The 12,986-nt window shown below is 68.3% G+C and carries 11 protein-coding genes and 1 pseudogene; 7 read left to right on the forward strand and 5 right to left on the reverse strand.

Annotated features, from left to right (window positions below):
• Window positions 1-5: 5 nt before the first annotated feature.
• The 3 genes from ACFSJG_RS15095 to ACFSJG_RS15105 are packed head-to-tail and all read left to right on the forward strand — an operon-like array spanning window position 6 to window position 3,327.
• Window positions 6-1,517, forward strand: coding sequence for an aldehyde dehydrogenase family protein (locus ACFSJG_RS15095; RefSeq protein WP_378486055.1), 1,512 nt, complete (start codon window positions 6-8; stop codon window positions 1,515-1,517).
• Window positions 1,514-3,028, forward strand: a complete 1,515-nt coding sequence (locus tag ACFSJG_RS15100) for a class I adenylate-forming enzyme family protein (protein ID WP_378486056.1) — start codon at window positions 1,514-1,516, stop codon at window positions 3,026-3,028. Before ACFSJG_RS15095 ends, ACFSJG_RS15100 begins: the two co-directional genes overlap by 4 nt.
• Entirely contained in the window at window positions 3,028-3,327 is a 300-nt protein-coding gene (locus ACFSJG_RS15105) for a hypothetical protein (RefSeq protein WP_378486057.1), read from the forward strand. Before ACFSJG_RS15100 ends, ACFSJG_RS15105 begins: the two co-directional genes overlap by 1 nt.
• A gap of 3 nt (window positions 3,328-3,330) precedes the next feature.
• Here the strand turns inward: ACFSJG_RS15105 and ACFSJG_RS15110 are convergent, their stop codons facing one another.
• Both ACFSJG_RS15110 and ACFSJG_RS15115 read right to left on the reverse strand, forming a co-directional pair.
• Complete coding sequence (locus ACFSJG_RS15110; protein WP_378486058.1) at window positions 3,331-3,948, reverse strand: cysteine hydrolase family protein; 618 nt, start codon at window positions 3,946-3,948, stop codon at window positions 3,331-3,333.
• The gene (locus tag ACFSJG_RS15115) at window positions 3,945-4,964 is read right to left on the reverse strand and encodes an aromatic ring-hydroxylating oxygenase subunit alpha (RefSeq protein WP_378486059.1); all 1,020 of its coding nucleotides are present in this window, start codon (window positions 4,962-4,964) and stop codon (window positions 3,945-3,947) included. The genes ACFSJG_RS15110 and ACFSJG_RS15115 overlap by 4 nt, the downstream gene beginning before the upstream one ends.
• Window positions 4,965-5,104: 140 nt before the next feature.
• On the opposite strand from ACFSJG_RS15115, the gene ACFSJG_RS15120 reads away from it, so the two are divergent.
• Window positions 5,105-6,829: a class I adenylate-forming enzyme family protein gene (locus tag ACFSJG_RS15120; protein WP_378486060.1), complete on the forward strand. Its 1,725-nt coding sequence runs from the start codon at window positions 5,105-5,107 to the stop codon at window positions 6,827-6,829.
• Between the two features lie 64 nt (window positions 6,830-6,893).
• On the opposite strand, the gene ACFSJG_RS15125 is transcribed toward ACFSJG_RS15120, so the two are convergent.
• Window positions 6,894-8,195: an amidohydrolase family protein gene (locus ACFSJG_RS15125; protein ID WP_378486061.1), complete on the reverse strand. Its 1,302-nt coding sequence runs from the start codon at window positions 8,193-8,195 to the stop codon at window positions 6,894-6,896.
• Window positions 8,196-8,307: 112 nt separating this feature from the next.
• On the opposite strand from ACFSJG_RS15125, the gene ACFSJG_RS15130 reads away from it, so the two are divergent.
• The 3 genes and pseudogenes from ACFSJG_RS15130 to ACFSJG_RS15140 form a co-directional block, all read left to right on the forward strand.
• Window positions 8,308-9,933, forward strand: coding sequence for an AMP-binding protein (locus ACFSJG_RS15130; protein ID WP_378486062.1), 1,626 nt, complete (start codon window positions 8,308-8,310; stop codon window positions 9,931-9,933).
• A gap of 25 nt (window positions 9,934-9,958) precedes the next feature.
• A complete protein-coding gene (locus ACFSJG_RS15135) occupies window positions 9,959-11,119 on the forward strand; it encodes an acyl-CoA dehydrogenase family protein (protein WP_378486063.1) in 1,161 nt (386 codons plus the stop codon).
• A 111-nt stretch (window positions 11,120-11,230) separates the two neighbouring features.
• Window positions 11,231-11,353 (forward strand): annotated as a pseudogene (locus ACFSJG_RS15140) (DUF1353 domain-containing protein); the annotation flags it as partial.
• Window positions 11,354-11,383: 30 nt separating this feature from the next.
• On the opposite strand, the gene ACFSJG_RS15145 reads toward ACFSJG_RS15140, so the two are convergent.
• Complete coding sequence (locus ACFSJG_RS15145) at window positions 11,384-12,529, reverse strand: thiolase family protein (protein ID WP_378486064.1); 1,146 nt, start codon at window positions 12,527-12,529, stop codon at window positions 11,384-11,386.
• Window positions 12,526-12,963 carry a Zn-ribbon domain-containing OB-fold protein gene (locus ACFSJG_RS15150; protein WP_378486065.1) on the reverse strand — a complete coding sequence of 146 codons (438 nt, stop codon included), beginning with the start codon at window positions 12,961-12,963 and terminating at the stop codon, window positions 12,526-12,528. Before ACFSJG_RS15150 ends, ACFSJG_RS15145 begins: the two co-directional genes overlap by 4 nt.
• Window positions 12,964-12,986 lie beyond the last annotated feature (23 nt).

Genomic DNA, 12,986 nt, shown 5'->3' on the forward strand with positions numbered 1-12,986 from the left:
TGTCGATGAGTGCGGTGAACGATCACGTGGACGCAACCGCCGTAGTGGAGCCGGCTGAGGTCCTGAAACGACAGCGCAGCTCGTTCGTCGCGGACGGGCCGCCCGATCTCGCGCTGCGCCGTAACCGCATCGACCGGCTCGTCGCCCTCGTGGTCGACAACGCCGACGCGTTCGTGGACGCGCTCGTCGACGACTTCGGCAGCAAGTCCCGGCTGGGGACGGTGTCCACCGAGATCGTCGGGGCGATCGCGCAGATCGAGCACACGCGATCTCATCTCCGTCGGTGGATGCGGGACACGACGTTGCTACGCGTGGCCAGGGTTGCAGGGCTGCGGGCCGAGGTGCAGCCGACGCCGCTCGGTGTCGTCGGGATCATCGGGCCCTGGAACTTCCCACTGCACCTGGTGATCCTGCCCTGCGCCGCGGCATTCGCCGCAGGCAATCGCGTCATGATCAAGATGTCCGAGGTGACGCCCGCGACGGCGGATCTGCTGCGCCGGCTGGCGCCCCGCTACTTCGACGCGACCGAGCTGGCCGTCGTCACCGGCGGCGCGGACGTCGCCGCCGCGTTCGCGGCGCTGCCGTTCGACCACCTGTTCTTCACCGGATCCTCTGACGTCGGGAAGCTCGTGCAGCGAGCCGCGGCGCAGAACCTGGTGCCCGTGACGTTGGAACTCGGTGGCAAGAACCCGGTGGTGGTGGCGCCGGACGCCGACATCGACCGCGCAGCGCGACGAATCGCGCTGGGCCGCATGGTCAACGGCGGGCAGGTGTGCATTTGCCCGGACCAGGTGTTCGTGCCGGAGGATCGAGCCGAACAGTTCGTCGCCGCGGCCAAGGCCACCCTCGCCCGGGCCTTCCCGTCGATCGTCGCCGACCCGGAGTACCCGGCCGTGGTCAACCGGGCCAACTACGAGCGGATCCTGGACCTGATCGAGGACGCTCGCCGGCGCGGCGCGTTTATCGACTCGGTGGTGCCGCCGGGGGAGCACCTGCCGGATCCGGTCGCACGCAAGATCGCACCGACCATCGTGCGCGGCGTCGACGACGCGATGGCGATCGCCCGGGAGGAGATCTTCGGGCCTGTGCTCGTGGTCCGTCCCTACACACGCCTCGCCGACGTGATCGACCACGTCAATGCGGGGCCGGCGCCGTTGGTGACTTACTGGTTCGGGTCCGACGGGTCGGACTTCCGGGACTACCTGCGGCGGACTCGCAGCGGTGGGGTGGCGCGCAACGAGTTCGGACTTCAGATGCTCCCGTCCGGCGCGCCGTTCGGCGGAGTCGGGAACAGCGGGATGGGCGCGTACCACGGCAAGGCCGGATTCGACACGTTCAGTCACCGGCGCACGGTCGTCGGCTCCGACCTCCCGTTCATGCTGACCACGTCCAGCGCCGTCCAGCCATTCGGGCGTGGTGCGCGGACGATCGTCGACGTCACGATGCGCGTCGCGCGTTGGCGGTTGCGCCGTCGACTCGGGGACAACTGGCTTCTCGGAGAAGGAGATTCGCGATGACCGTGTCACTGCTGCTGGAGATGGCGGAATCTGCCGACCCCGACCGCATTGCGGTGGTGTCCGACGACAGTCGGGTCACGGTGCGTGAGCTGGCCGAGTTCGCCTCGTGCGCCGGTGCACGGTTGGCGGGCAGCGGCGCAGGACACGTCGCCTACGTGGGCACTGGCGGGCTGATGCTGCCGCTGCTGCTCTTCGCGTCGGCTCGTGCTGGTCTGCCGTTCACACCGCTCAACTACCGGTTGGGTGAGGACGCACTGCGCGAGTTGATCGGTCGGCTGCCGAATCCTGTGGTCGTCGCCGACAGCGAGTACGCGGAGTCGTGCCAGGACTCGGGGTGGGAGGTTCTGGAGTCCGCCGACTTCCTGGCGTCGCCACGGGCAGAGGTGGGCGGCCCGGTCACGGACGTCGCACCGGACGACGTGGCCGTCGTGCTCTTCACGTCGGGCACCACCTCGCGACCCAAGGCCGTCGAACTGACGCACGCGAACCTGACGAGCTACGTGATGGGCACTGTCGACTTCGCCTCGGCTGCGCCGGACGACGCAGTCCTGATCTGTGTTCCGCCCTACCACATCGCCGGTGTCGGGGCCGCCCTGTCGAACCTCTATGCAGGGCGGAAGATGGTGTACCAGCGCCGGTTCGACCCGGTCGACTGGCTCGACCTGGTCGAGGCCGAGGCCGTCACCAACGCAACGGTCGTGCCGACGATGCTCGACCGAATCGTCGCGGAACTGGACGCGAGGCCACGCCCACTGCCGAGCCTGCGCACCCTCGCCTACGGCGGCGCCAAGGTGGCGTTGCCGCTGGTACGACGCACCCTCGACCTTCTTCCCTCGGTCGGTCTCGTCAACGCCTACGGTCTCACCGAGACCAGTTCGACGATCGCGGTCCTCGGTCCCGAGGACCACCGGGCGGCGTGCGGCAGCGACGATCCCGTCGTCGCGCGTCGGCTCGGATCGGTCGGGCGCGTGGTACCGGGCGTCGAGGCGGAGATCCGGAATGCCGCCGGGACGGTCGTGCAGGCGGGTGAGCGGGGGGAGTTGTTCATTCGGGGACCGCAGGTCTCGGGGCGGTACTCCGAGATCGGTTCGGTCCTCGACTCCGACGGCTGGTTCCCCACCCGCGACGTCGCGACCGTCGACTCCGACGGTTACCTGTACATCGGCGGACGATCCGACGACACCATCATCCGCGGCGGCGAGAACATCGCACCCGCCGAGATCGAGGACGTGCTCGTCGAACACCCGGACGTTCGGGCCGTCGCCGTCGTCGGTGTCGACGACGACGAATGGGGACAGGTGATCGCCGCCGTCGTGGTCCTGCGCGACGAAACCGGCGCCGACGCCGAGGACCTGCGGTCGTTCGTGCGCAGTCGGTTGCGGGGGTCCCGGACACCCGATCGTGTCGTCTTCCGCTCCGACCTTCCGACCACCCCGACGGGAAAGCTTCTCCGCCGTGTCCTCGTCGACGAACTTCGTTCCACCGCAACAGAACAGCAGAGGAGTACGTGATGTACACGACCGGTACCCGGCTGGAGAGTCAGGTGTGCGACACCCAGGTGATCGTCGTCAGGACCGCCGAATCGCTCGCCGATCTGCGATGCGGGGGTGCGGCGATGGTGGAGATCGGCGGTGAACGGTCCGGGGCGGCGCTCGACGGCCGGTTCGCCGAGGGGACCGCGCTGGGGAAGCGGTACGTCGACGAGACCGGCGCCGAGATCCTCGTGACCAAGGCAGGCGCCGGGTCGCTGTCGGTCGGTGATGCGCGACTGCGGTTCAAGGAGTCGACGGCACTGCCGTCGAGCGACTGAACGTCAGTCCTTCCACGCGCGCACGAGATCGTCGGTCGTCGTGACTGTCGCGAGAAGCGACAGGGTGTTCTTCACGACCGCGTCGCCGTACTCGGCGGGAACGCCCGCGACCGCGTCGCGGGGCACGACGACGCGGTAGCCGGCGTTGACGGCATCCATGACGAGATTCGGGATCGCCACGTTCAGGGACACTCCGACGGCGACGATCGTGGTGACGCCGAGATTCCGGAGCACCGCGTCGAGGTCGGTGCCGCCCATCGGCCCGATGCCGTGCAGTCGGGTCAGCACGAGATCCGACGGGGCGGGCCCGAACTCGGGGACGAGTGTCGCGCCGGGACTGCCCGGCGCGATCGACACCGAATCCCGGCCGACTGCGAACAGTCTCGCGTTGTGGTTGGAACCGAGGCCGTCGTCGCGGCGCTGGACCAGGCAGTGCACCACCCGGGCATCGGCGGCCCGTGCCGCGTCGAGGAGACGCCCGATGCTCGGGATCGCCTCGCGGCGGGCCGCGTCCGCCAACGCTTTCAGGCCGGCGTCCGGCCCGACGACTGCGTTCTGGCATTCCTGGGTGACGATCGCGGTGTGACGGGGGTGGACGAGTTCGGCCAGCGCCTGGGTCATCCCGCCGCTCCGGTGCCTGCTGCCACCGGCGGCACCTCGTAGAACCGCAGCGCCCATTCGCGCATGGCCATGTACGGCTTGGCGTCGATCCGCGCCAGTGGAGGCCGTTCGACGTACTTCTGGTACCGCCAGATGCCGAGATCCTCGAACACCGTGACGAGGAAACGGCGTTCGACCTTCTCCCGAACGTCCTGGGGCGGCACGTCGGACTCGTCACCGGGATCGCGCGGCCACCAGATGGAGTAGAAGAGATCGGAGTGACCGTCGTCGACGGGAGTGCAGGCGAAGATCAGGCGATGATTCTGGGCGCCCTCGAACGCGCTCATCGCATAGCCGAGTCCCGAGAAGTGGCTGTGGATGCGCAGCGCCATCTTGTCGGGATCGGAGCTGGACGTGTCCGGCCAGCCGGTGAGGAAGCGCCACTCGTTGTCGACAGCCTCCCACTTCAGACAGACCGGGGTGACCGTCGCCCCGTGCACGTAGCGGAAGTGGGAGCTGTCCGGCCCGTTCTCCGCGACGATCTGCGGATGGACGGGCTCGTACTCCGCTCGGCGGGAGAACTCGGGGAAGGGTCGGTAGTAGGCCTCGGGACCGGTGGTGACCTCGGGGAACTTCGCGAAGATGTCCGGCAGGTCCCATTGGGGTGGCCCGCCCTCGGGCTGGTGCCACAGGAACACGACGCCGTGTTGCTCACGGACGGGGTACACCCGCAGCCGCAATGCCTTGTTGGGGCGGTCGGGCTCGTACGGGATGTACCGATTGGTCCCGTCCGGACCCCACCGCCACCCGTGGAAGGGGCATTCGACACAGTCGCCCACGACCTTCCCGCCGTGCCCGAGATGTGCGCCGAGATGCCTGCAGTGGGCGGACATGACGTGCAGTTCGCCCGCCTCGTCCCGGTAGGCGACGAGATCGTCTCCGAAGTAGCGCAGTGCCCTGGTCTCGCCGGCGGGGAACTCCGGGGACCACCCGATCACGAACCAGCCGGTGACCTTCCAGGTGAACGGCACTTCCACGGGACTCTCCAATCCGTTCGGACGAACACGATGCCGGAATCGCGGTCGGTGGCTCCAACCTGTCGATTCTGTACGGTAACACTTACAGTAAGGCATGTACACTGTGGCGCGAGCCGGGATCCCGTGACGTCAGGAGTGTCGTGACCGCCAATTCGATTGCTGGGCAGGAGTTCTTTGCCTGCGACTACGCCTCGGATGCGCGCATCGCCGCGCTCGTCGGGCCGGGCGCCCCTTTCGAGGTGGTGGACCGTGAGTGCGCGGGTGTCCCACTGCGATGCTTCGCCAACGCACCCCGGACCCTCGTCGACGTGTATCGCGCAGCTGCCGCCCACGATGCGAGGGACTGCCTGGTCCACGAGAACGAACGCCTGACGTTCGGCGAGGTCCGGCGTGAGGCGGCCGTCGTGGCGATGCACCTCCGTAGGGATCACGGTGTCGGACCGGGTGACCGTGTCGCCGTCGCGATGCGCAACCTCCCGGAGTTCGTTCCGATCATGTGGGCGACGGCCCTCCTCGGTGCGATCCTGGTGCCGCTCAATGCCTGGTGGCGCGGACCGGAGTTGGAGCGGGCGCTCGAGGAAGCCGAGGCCACTGTCGTGTTCGTGGACGATGAGCGGCTACAACGGCTCACAGGCGTCGGCGCCCGAGGCGGCAGCCGGGTACTCGTCGGTGTGCGTACGGGCGCGAGACACCTCGACTTCGCCGACCTGGCTGCGGGAGAAGTGATGTCGCCGGAACAGTTCGCCGATCCCGATCCGGGCGACGTCGCGTTCGTCCTCTACACCTCGGGCACCACCGGCCGACCGAAGGGTGTCGTGATCACCCACCGCGGAACCATCGCCAACGTCATGAACATGATGTTCATGCGAGCGCGGGACATGGTCCTCACCGGACGGCTGCCATCCGGCTCCGGGGGACCGGCAGCCGGGTTGCTGACCACGCCGTACTTCCACGTCGGCGGGCTCGCCTCCGCCGTCGGAGCCGGCCTGACCGGTGTCACGACGGTCCTCTTGCACAAATGGGACGTCGACGAGGCGATGCGCCTCGTGGAACGGGAACACGTCACCGGAATGGGCGGAGTGCCGATGATCGCGCGTGAGATGCTCGAACACCCGCGCGCCGCCGCCCTCGCCGGCCAGGTCACGTCGTTCTCCGTCGGTGCGGCCTCGGTACCGCCGGAACTTCCACGGCTCGCCCGGGAGGTCCTCGGTGAGTCGGTGCAGATCTTCAACGGCTACGGCGCGACGGAGACGACCTCCGGGGTCGTGAGCAACGTCGGCGCCGACTACGAGGAGCACCCGGACAGCGTGGGCAGGTTGAACCCCACCACGGAACTGCGGATCGAGTCCGCCGACGGTCGATTGCTTCCACCCGGCGAGGTGGGGGAACTCTCCGTCCGATCACCCCAGACCGCCCTCGGCTACTGGCGGAACCCCGAGGCCACCGCGGAGTCCTTCTGCGACGGCTGGTTCCGGACCGGAGACCTCGGCTCCATCGACGAGGACGGTTTCGTGTACGTGGTGGACCGCGTCAAGGACGTCGTCATCCGCGGTGGCGAGAACGTGTACTGCGCCGAGGTCGAAGCCGTTCTGTTCGAGCACTCGACCGTCCTCGACGTCGCGGTGGTCGCGATTCCCGACGACGCGATGGGGGAGCGGGTGTGCGCCGTGGTGGTCCCGCGGGCCGGCGCGACTCCGGTGCTCGAGGAACTTCGCGCGTTCGCCGCCGAGCGTCTCGCAGCGTTCAAATGTCCCGAGGCGCTGGTCGTCGCCGGCGAGGTCCCGCGCACGGCAACAGGAAAGATCGCGAAGAACCAGCTGCGGCAGATGGTGACCGACGACCCCGGTCGTGTGGAGTGTCGGTGACGCCACGGTGATGTCTGCGGCCGCACCGGACCTTCCCGGTGCGGCCGCAGACATCCGTGGTAGGTCAGCTCTGCCGTTGCATCCCCGTGGCCGCCTTGATCTGACTGTGGAATGCGGCCAGCTTCTGCTCGGCGTTCGACTGGTGCTTGCTGAGCGCGCGGATGCTGACGTCGTGGCCGGCCGCCGCGGCACGCAACGCACCGACGGTCGCCTGCTCCTTGGGTACGTGGGCGAACGGGTCGAAGGAGTACCACCGCATCGCGTTCTGATGGGTCATCTTGTCGATCTCGTCGTCGGGTACCCGGTCGGCCTCGAACACACCGTTCAGTTCCTCGGGTCCGTGCGGCCACATGGAGTCACTGTGCGGGTAGTCCATCTCCCAGGCGATGTTGTCGATGCCGATCTTGTGCCGCAACGTGACGCCGAGCGGATCGCTGATGAAGCACGTCAGGAAGTGCTCGCGGAACACCTCGCTCGGGAGCTTCCCGCCGAAATCCTGCAGGGTCCACGTGGCGTGCATCTCGAAGGTCCGGTCGACTCGCTCGAGGAAGTAGGGGATCCAGCCGGTGCCGCCCTCGGACAGGGCGATCTTCAGGTCCTTGTGCTCCTTGATCGGCTTGGACCACAGCAGGTCCGCCGCCGCCGAGACGATGTTCATCGGCTGCAGGGTGATCATCACGTCCGGAGGAGAGTCCGACGCGGGGATCGACAGCTTGCCGGACGACCCGATGTGCACGTTCAGCACGGTGTCGGTGTCCACCAGCGCCTTCCACAACGGCGCCCAGTAGTCGTCGTGGAAGCTCGGATAGCCTAGGGCCGCAGGGTTTTCGGTGAATGTCAGCGAGTGGACGCCCTTCTTCGAGACCCGGCGCACCTCCTGGGCGCACAGTTCGGCATCCCAGATCACCGGCAGCGCCATCGGGATGAAGCGGCCCGGGTAGGCGCCACACCACTCGTCGATGTGCCAGTCGTTGTATGCCTGGACCAGCGCGAGGGAGAAGTCGGAGTCAGATGTCGCGAACAGGCGTGCGGCGAAGCCGGGGAACGACGGGAAGTTCATCTGCGCGAGCACGCCGCCCGCGTTCATGTCCTTGACCCGCTCGTCGACGTTGTAGCAGCCTGGCCGGATCTCGTCGAGGCCCTCCGGTTCGAGGCCGTACTCCTCCTTGGGGCGGCCGGCCACGGCATTGAGGGCGACGTTGGGAATGACCCGGTCCCGGAACCGCCACATGTCGGCGCCGTTGTCCATGTGGACCAGGCGCGGGGCGTCCTCCCTGTACTTCGCGGGCAGGTGGTTCTCGAACATGTCCGGCGGTTCGATGATGTGGTCATCGACGCTGATGAGGATCATGTCGTTCTTGTCCACGTCGAACTCCTCTCTGTGTACATACAGTATGCCTTACGATAGATTCAGTGGGAACCCATTCGGTCGAAAGCCGTGGGGCGCCGGGAGTTTTCGTCGACCAGTGGGAGGCCGCATGCGCGAATGGACGGTTGGAGAGGTTCTGGACATCGTCGCCGACACCGTCCCGGACCGCGTCATGACCGTGTGCGGTTCGCGGCGCGGCACGTTCGCCGACACCGCGTCGCGCACGCGATCTCTCGCCGGCTACCTCGCCTCACGGGGGCTCGGCGTGCACGCCGAACGAGCAACACTGGACAGGTGGGAGTGTGGGCAGGACCGCGTTGCCGTCGTCATGCACAACGACCTCTACCTCGACGTCTACCTCGGATGCCTCCGCGCGCGTGTCGTGCCGGTGAACGTGAACCACCACTACACGCCACCGGAAATCGCGGCGCTGCTGGGCCTCGTGCGGCCCAGTGGAGTGATCTGCCACCGGTCCCTCGCGCACCTGCTCGTCGACACGATGCCACCCGGCGTCGACGTCGTGATCGTGGTCGAGGACGGCGACGGACCGGACCTTCCCGGTGCGGTGTCCCTCGACGCCGCACTGGAACTCGGGGCGGGCGCCGAGTCGGCGCAGTCCGTGCCCGACGACCTCATGATGGTCTGCACCGGCGGTACCACAGGCCTGCCCAAGGGGGTGCTGTGGCGACAGGGCGATGCCTACCTGTCACTCATGACCGGAATGGACCACGCCGACACCGCTGAACTCGTCGGCCACATTCCGGGTGAGGGTGAGCCGTACTTCGGGCTTTCACCGCTGATGCACGCCGCCGGCCTGTCGACCGCGCTGAGTGCCGTCATGGCGGGCCGCACCGCCGTCGTCCACGACAACCGTGGCCCGTTCGACGCGCGCAGCGTCCTGGAGACCGTCGAACGAGAGCAGGTGCGAATCCTCACCATCGTCGGCGACGCACACGCCGGGCTGCTCGTGACGGAACTGCGGACGGGATCGTACGAGCTGCCCCACCTGATCGGCATCGGGAGCGGCGGGGCCGCGATCAACACGCGGCACAAGGCCGCGCTCCTGGAGTTGTTGCCGCACATCGTCGTACTCGACACCTTCGGTTCCTCCGAGACCGGCGGCATGGCCACCGGCCCCAGCATGTCGAACGCACTCTCCGACACCATGGTCATGCACCCGACCGGTCGCGTGGTCTCGGCCGACCGCAGCCGGTTCCTCACCGGCGGAGAGGGCGAACTCGGATGGATCGCCCGGACCGGACGGGTACCACTCGGGTACTTCGACGACCGCGAGGCCACGTTGCGGACCTTCCCCGAGATCGACGGTGTGCGCGTCTCGATTCCCGGCGACCGTGCCCTGGTCGAGGCTGACGGATCGATTCGGCTGCGAGGGCGGGATTCCCTGGTCGTCAACAGTGGAGGCGAGAAGATCTTCGTGGAGGAGGTCGAGGACGTCCTCCGTGGCCACCCCGCCGTCGCGGACGCGCTTGCCGTCGGGAGGCCGAGCGACCGCTGGGGTTCCGAGATCGTGGCCGTGGTCGCCTTCGGCCCCGGCGACGCACTGCCGCTCGGTGAGCTCCTCGAGTACGTTGCAACGCGACTCGCACGGTTCAAGGTGCCGAAGGAGGTCGTCGTCGTCGAGCGCGTCGAGCGGCTCGCGAACGGCAAGGCGAACTACGGCTGGGCCAGGGGTGTCGTAGCCGGGGGCCGCGCCACAGCCGACGTGACCAACTGATCTCTGATTCCGGAAAGGATGCTTCATGGACTTCTCCCGCGTTGCACCGTGCGACGGCGACCGCGATTTCCAGGCGCGTGCCCGCGAGTTCCTGGACACCCACGTCGACGAGGCGGCGCTCGATGCCGAACGGAGCGCCGGCACCGGCGTACTGCGGGACGTGCACCGTGCCATGGGCGCCGACGGCTGGCTCCGGGCCGAGGCAGCTGGTGCCGACGCCGGCGGCCTGACCACTGTGCAGCAGCGCATCTGGGACCTCGAGCGCCGAAGGATCGGCCTGCCGCTGGAACGCTGGGGATCGACGCTGATGATCCTGCAGGCTGTCGAGGGCTTTGCGTCGCCCGAGCTGCGTGACGAGGTCGTCGAGCGGGTGTACCGCGGCGAGGCCCTGCTCTGCATGGGGTACACCGAACCCGAGGGAGGATCCGACATCGCCACCTGCCGGACCCGGGCGGTCCGCGACGGGGACGACTGGATCGTCAACGGGCAGAAGATGTTCACCTCCGGCGCAGACGTGTGCCAGTACGTGTTCCTCCTCGCCAACACCGACCCGCAGGGTGGACGTCACCGCAATCTCACGATGTTCCTGGTGCCCCTGGACACGCCGGGAATCGAGGTCCGACCGCTGCACACCGTCGACGGCGACAGCACCACCGTCACCCACTACACCGACGTCCGGTTCCCGGATCGCTACCGGCTCGGTGACGTCGACGACGGCTGGACCGTGCTCAGCGGACCCCTCGCCGCCGAACACGGCGCCGGTGCGCCCGCCGACGCCGGGCTGACCGACGTCACCATGATGAGCAACTTCGGGATGGCGATGGCGGTGTCGGCGGACAGCGCCGTCCGGATCGCCGGGGATCCCGACGAGGACGGGACCAGGTCCCTCGACGACGAGGCCGTCGCCTACCGCCTCGGCCGGGCGCACGCCCGGATCGAGGCGGCGCTGAGCACTCCGAACCTGTTCGGGCGGGTCGCGATCGCGCAGACCATGCGCGACCTCGCACCGGAACTGATGGACGTCGGTGGTGGGTCCTCGGTTACCGGAGCCGCCGGAGCGGAGTACCTGTACCGGCGCGCGCCGCTCATCGGAATCTACGGCGGCACGATCGACGTGTTCCGCAACATGATCGCCCAGCACATTCTGGGGCTCGGGCGACCGACGTACGCTGCGCCGACGGTCTGACCGGTCGAACGACCTCCTCGATCGAGTAGCCGCGAAGGGGCTCGGTCGTGGGCCCTGTCGATTGTCGGGTAGTGCGCGACTCGTGCCGGCGTGTCCGGCCTCCGCCACGTTCTCGCCGACCGCTTCTTCCGGGAGATGATGCGCACCTCCGGCGTCCCGTGGCTCAAGCGGTGGATCATGTGGTCGGCGGTCGCGCTCCGGCGGCCATCGGGCCTGCGGCGGTTCGGGGTGATGGCCGGCAGAGCGCGGCGACGACCTCGGCTGTCACCTCGTGACCACGGTCGCGCCCGCGGTTCCGGGGGCGCCGTACAACAGGGCGAATCCCGCCTTCGGTTCGCCGGGGACCTGTCGCTCCCCGGCGGTGCCCCGCAGTTGGTGAACGAGCTCGTGGACCTGACGCAGCCCCGACGCGCCGATCGGCTCACCGTTCGCGATCAGGCCCCCGTCGGTGTTCACCGGCAGCGACCCGCCGATCTCCGTGGCGCCCTCCGCGATCAGCTTCTCCTGGTCGCCGTCCGCGCAGAACCCCGCCTCGGCCATGTGGATTACCTCCGCGCCGGCGTCGGTGTCCTGCAACTGGACGACGCCGATGTCGCCCGGCTCGACGCCGGCGCTCTCGAAGGCCGCCCGGGATGCGAACACCGACGGCGACGGTGCCTCCTCGATCGGCGCGAAGGTGGTGTTCACCTCGTACGCGCCGTACGTGCGGGTCCGTACCTCCACGGACCGCACGAACACCGGCGTCGACGTGAACCGGTGGGCGATGTCGGCCCGGCACATGATCACCGCCGCCGCACCCTCGTCCGGTGCGCAGAACATCAGGTGCGTCAGGGGATGGTTGAGCATCGGCGCGGTGAGAACGTCCTCCTCGCTGACGGCCTTGCGTCGGAACGCGTTCGGATTCAGGACACCGTTCCGGTAGTTCTTCGCCGCGACCCTCGCCAGGGTCATGGGCGAGATGTCGTGGTCGTGCAGGTACCGGTTCGCCTTCATCCCGAAGAACTTGGTCGTCAGGTACTGACCGTTCTCGCCGTACCACTTCGGCATCCCGACGAGCGTCGGATCGACGGTGAAGGCGCCCCGCGGATGCTTGTCCATCCCTATCGCGATGCCGATGTCGTACTTGCCGAGACGAATCGCGTCCGCGCAGGCCTCGGTCGCGCTGGCGCCCGTCGCGCACGCGTTGAACACGTTGGTGAACGGGATGCCGGTCAGGCCCATCAGGCTCACGACGGCGTCGGGGTTGGCGACCTCCCAACTGCCGCCGACGGCGAACTGGACGTCCTTCCACTCGAGTCCCGCGTCGGCGAGGGCCGCGCGGATCGCGTGCGTGCCCATCTGCATCGCCGAGACGCCCTCGAACCGGCCGAAGGGGTGCAGGCCGACCCCGATGATCGCCACGTCGTTCATGCTGCGGATCCCGTCTCGTCGATCGGCCGGAATGCGAAGGTGAGGATCTCGTCCCCGGCGGAGTCGGTGGCGAGGGGGACCATCGTCAGCTCCACCTGCATGCCGAACGTCAGCCGGCCGGGGTCGTTCTCGGTCAGCCGGGCCTCGACTCGCACGATGTCACCCAGTTGGACGAGTCCCACGCCGAACGGCGTGAACGTCTTCGGCGTCTCGGTGCCGAGGTACGGCGCCCCGGGGAGGAATCCCTGGGTGGTCCACGCGACGAGGGTGCCGCGCCGGGGCAGGATCTCGTCCGTCATCGTGAGCCTGCTGCACCGGGGACACTGCTCCTGGATCGGGAACACCACCGCGTCGCAGGACGTACAGCGGCTGCCGATCAGGCTGGGGTTCGGTTCCGGCCACGTGGAGATCTCCGGTGCGATCACGGTCTGCATCTGATCCGTCCTCCTGGTTCTGG

The sequence above is a fragment of the Rhodococcus gannanensis genome, assembly GCF_042681175.1.
Classification (GTDB): Bacteria; Actinomycetota; Actinomycetes; order Mycobacteriales; family Mycobacteriaceae; genus Rhodococcus_G; species Rhodococcus_G gannanensis.

Excerpts from the sequence above, each read along its gene's own strand:
- ACFSJG_RS15095 (WP_378486055.1), top strand. The coding sequence starts at position 6 with ATGAGTGCGGTGAACGATCACGTGGACGCAACCGCCGTAGTGGAGCCG.
- ACFSJG_RS15105 (WP_378486057.1), top strand. The coding sequence starts at position 3,028 with ATGTACACGACCGGTACCCGGCTGGAGAGTCAGGTGTGCGACACCCAG.
- ACFSJG_RS15150 (WP_378486065.1), bottom strand. The coding sequence starts at position 12,963 with ATGCAGACCGTGATCGCACCGGAGATCTCCACGTGGCCGGAACCGAAC.
- ACFSJG_RS15110 (WP_378486058.1), bottom strand. The coding sequence starts at position 3,948 with ATGACCCAGGCGCTGGCCGAACTCGTCCACCCCCGTCACACCGCGATC.
- ACFSJG_RS15100 (WP_378486056.1), top strand. The coding sequence starts at position 1,514 with ATGACCGTGTCACTGCTGCTGGAGATGGCGGAATCTGCCGACCCCGAC.
- ACFSJG_RS15145 (WP_378486064.1), bottom strand. The coding sequence starts at position 12,529 with ATGAACGACGTGGCGATCATCGGGGTCGGCCTGCACCCCTTCGGCCGG.
- ACFSJG_RS15135 (WP_378486063.1), top strand. The coding sequence starts at position 9,959 with ATGGACTTCTCCCGCGTTGCACCGTGCGACGGCGACCGCGATTTCCAG.
- ACFSJG_RS15130 (WP_378486062.1), top strand. The coding sequence starts at position 8,308 with ATGCGCGAATGGACGGTTGGAGAGGTTCTGGACATCGTCGCCGACACC.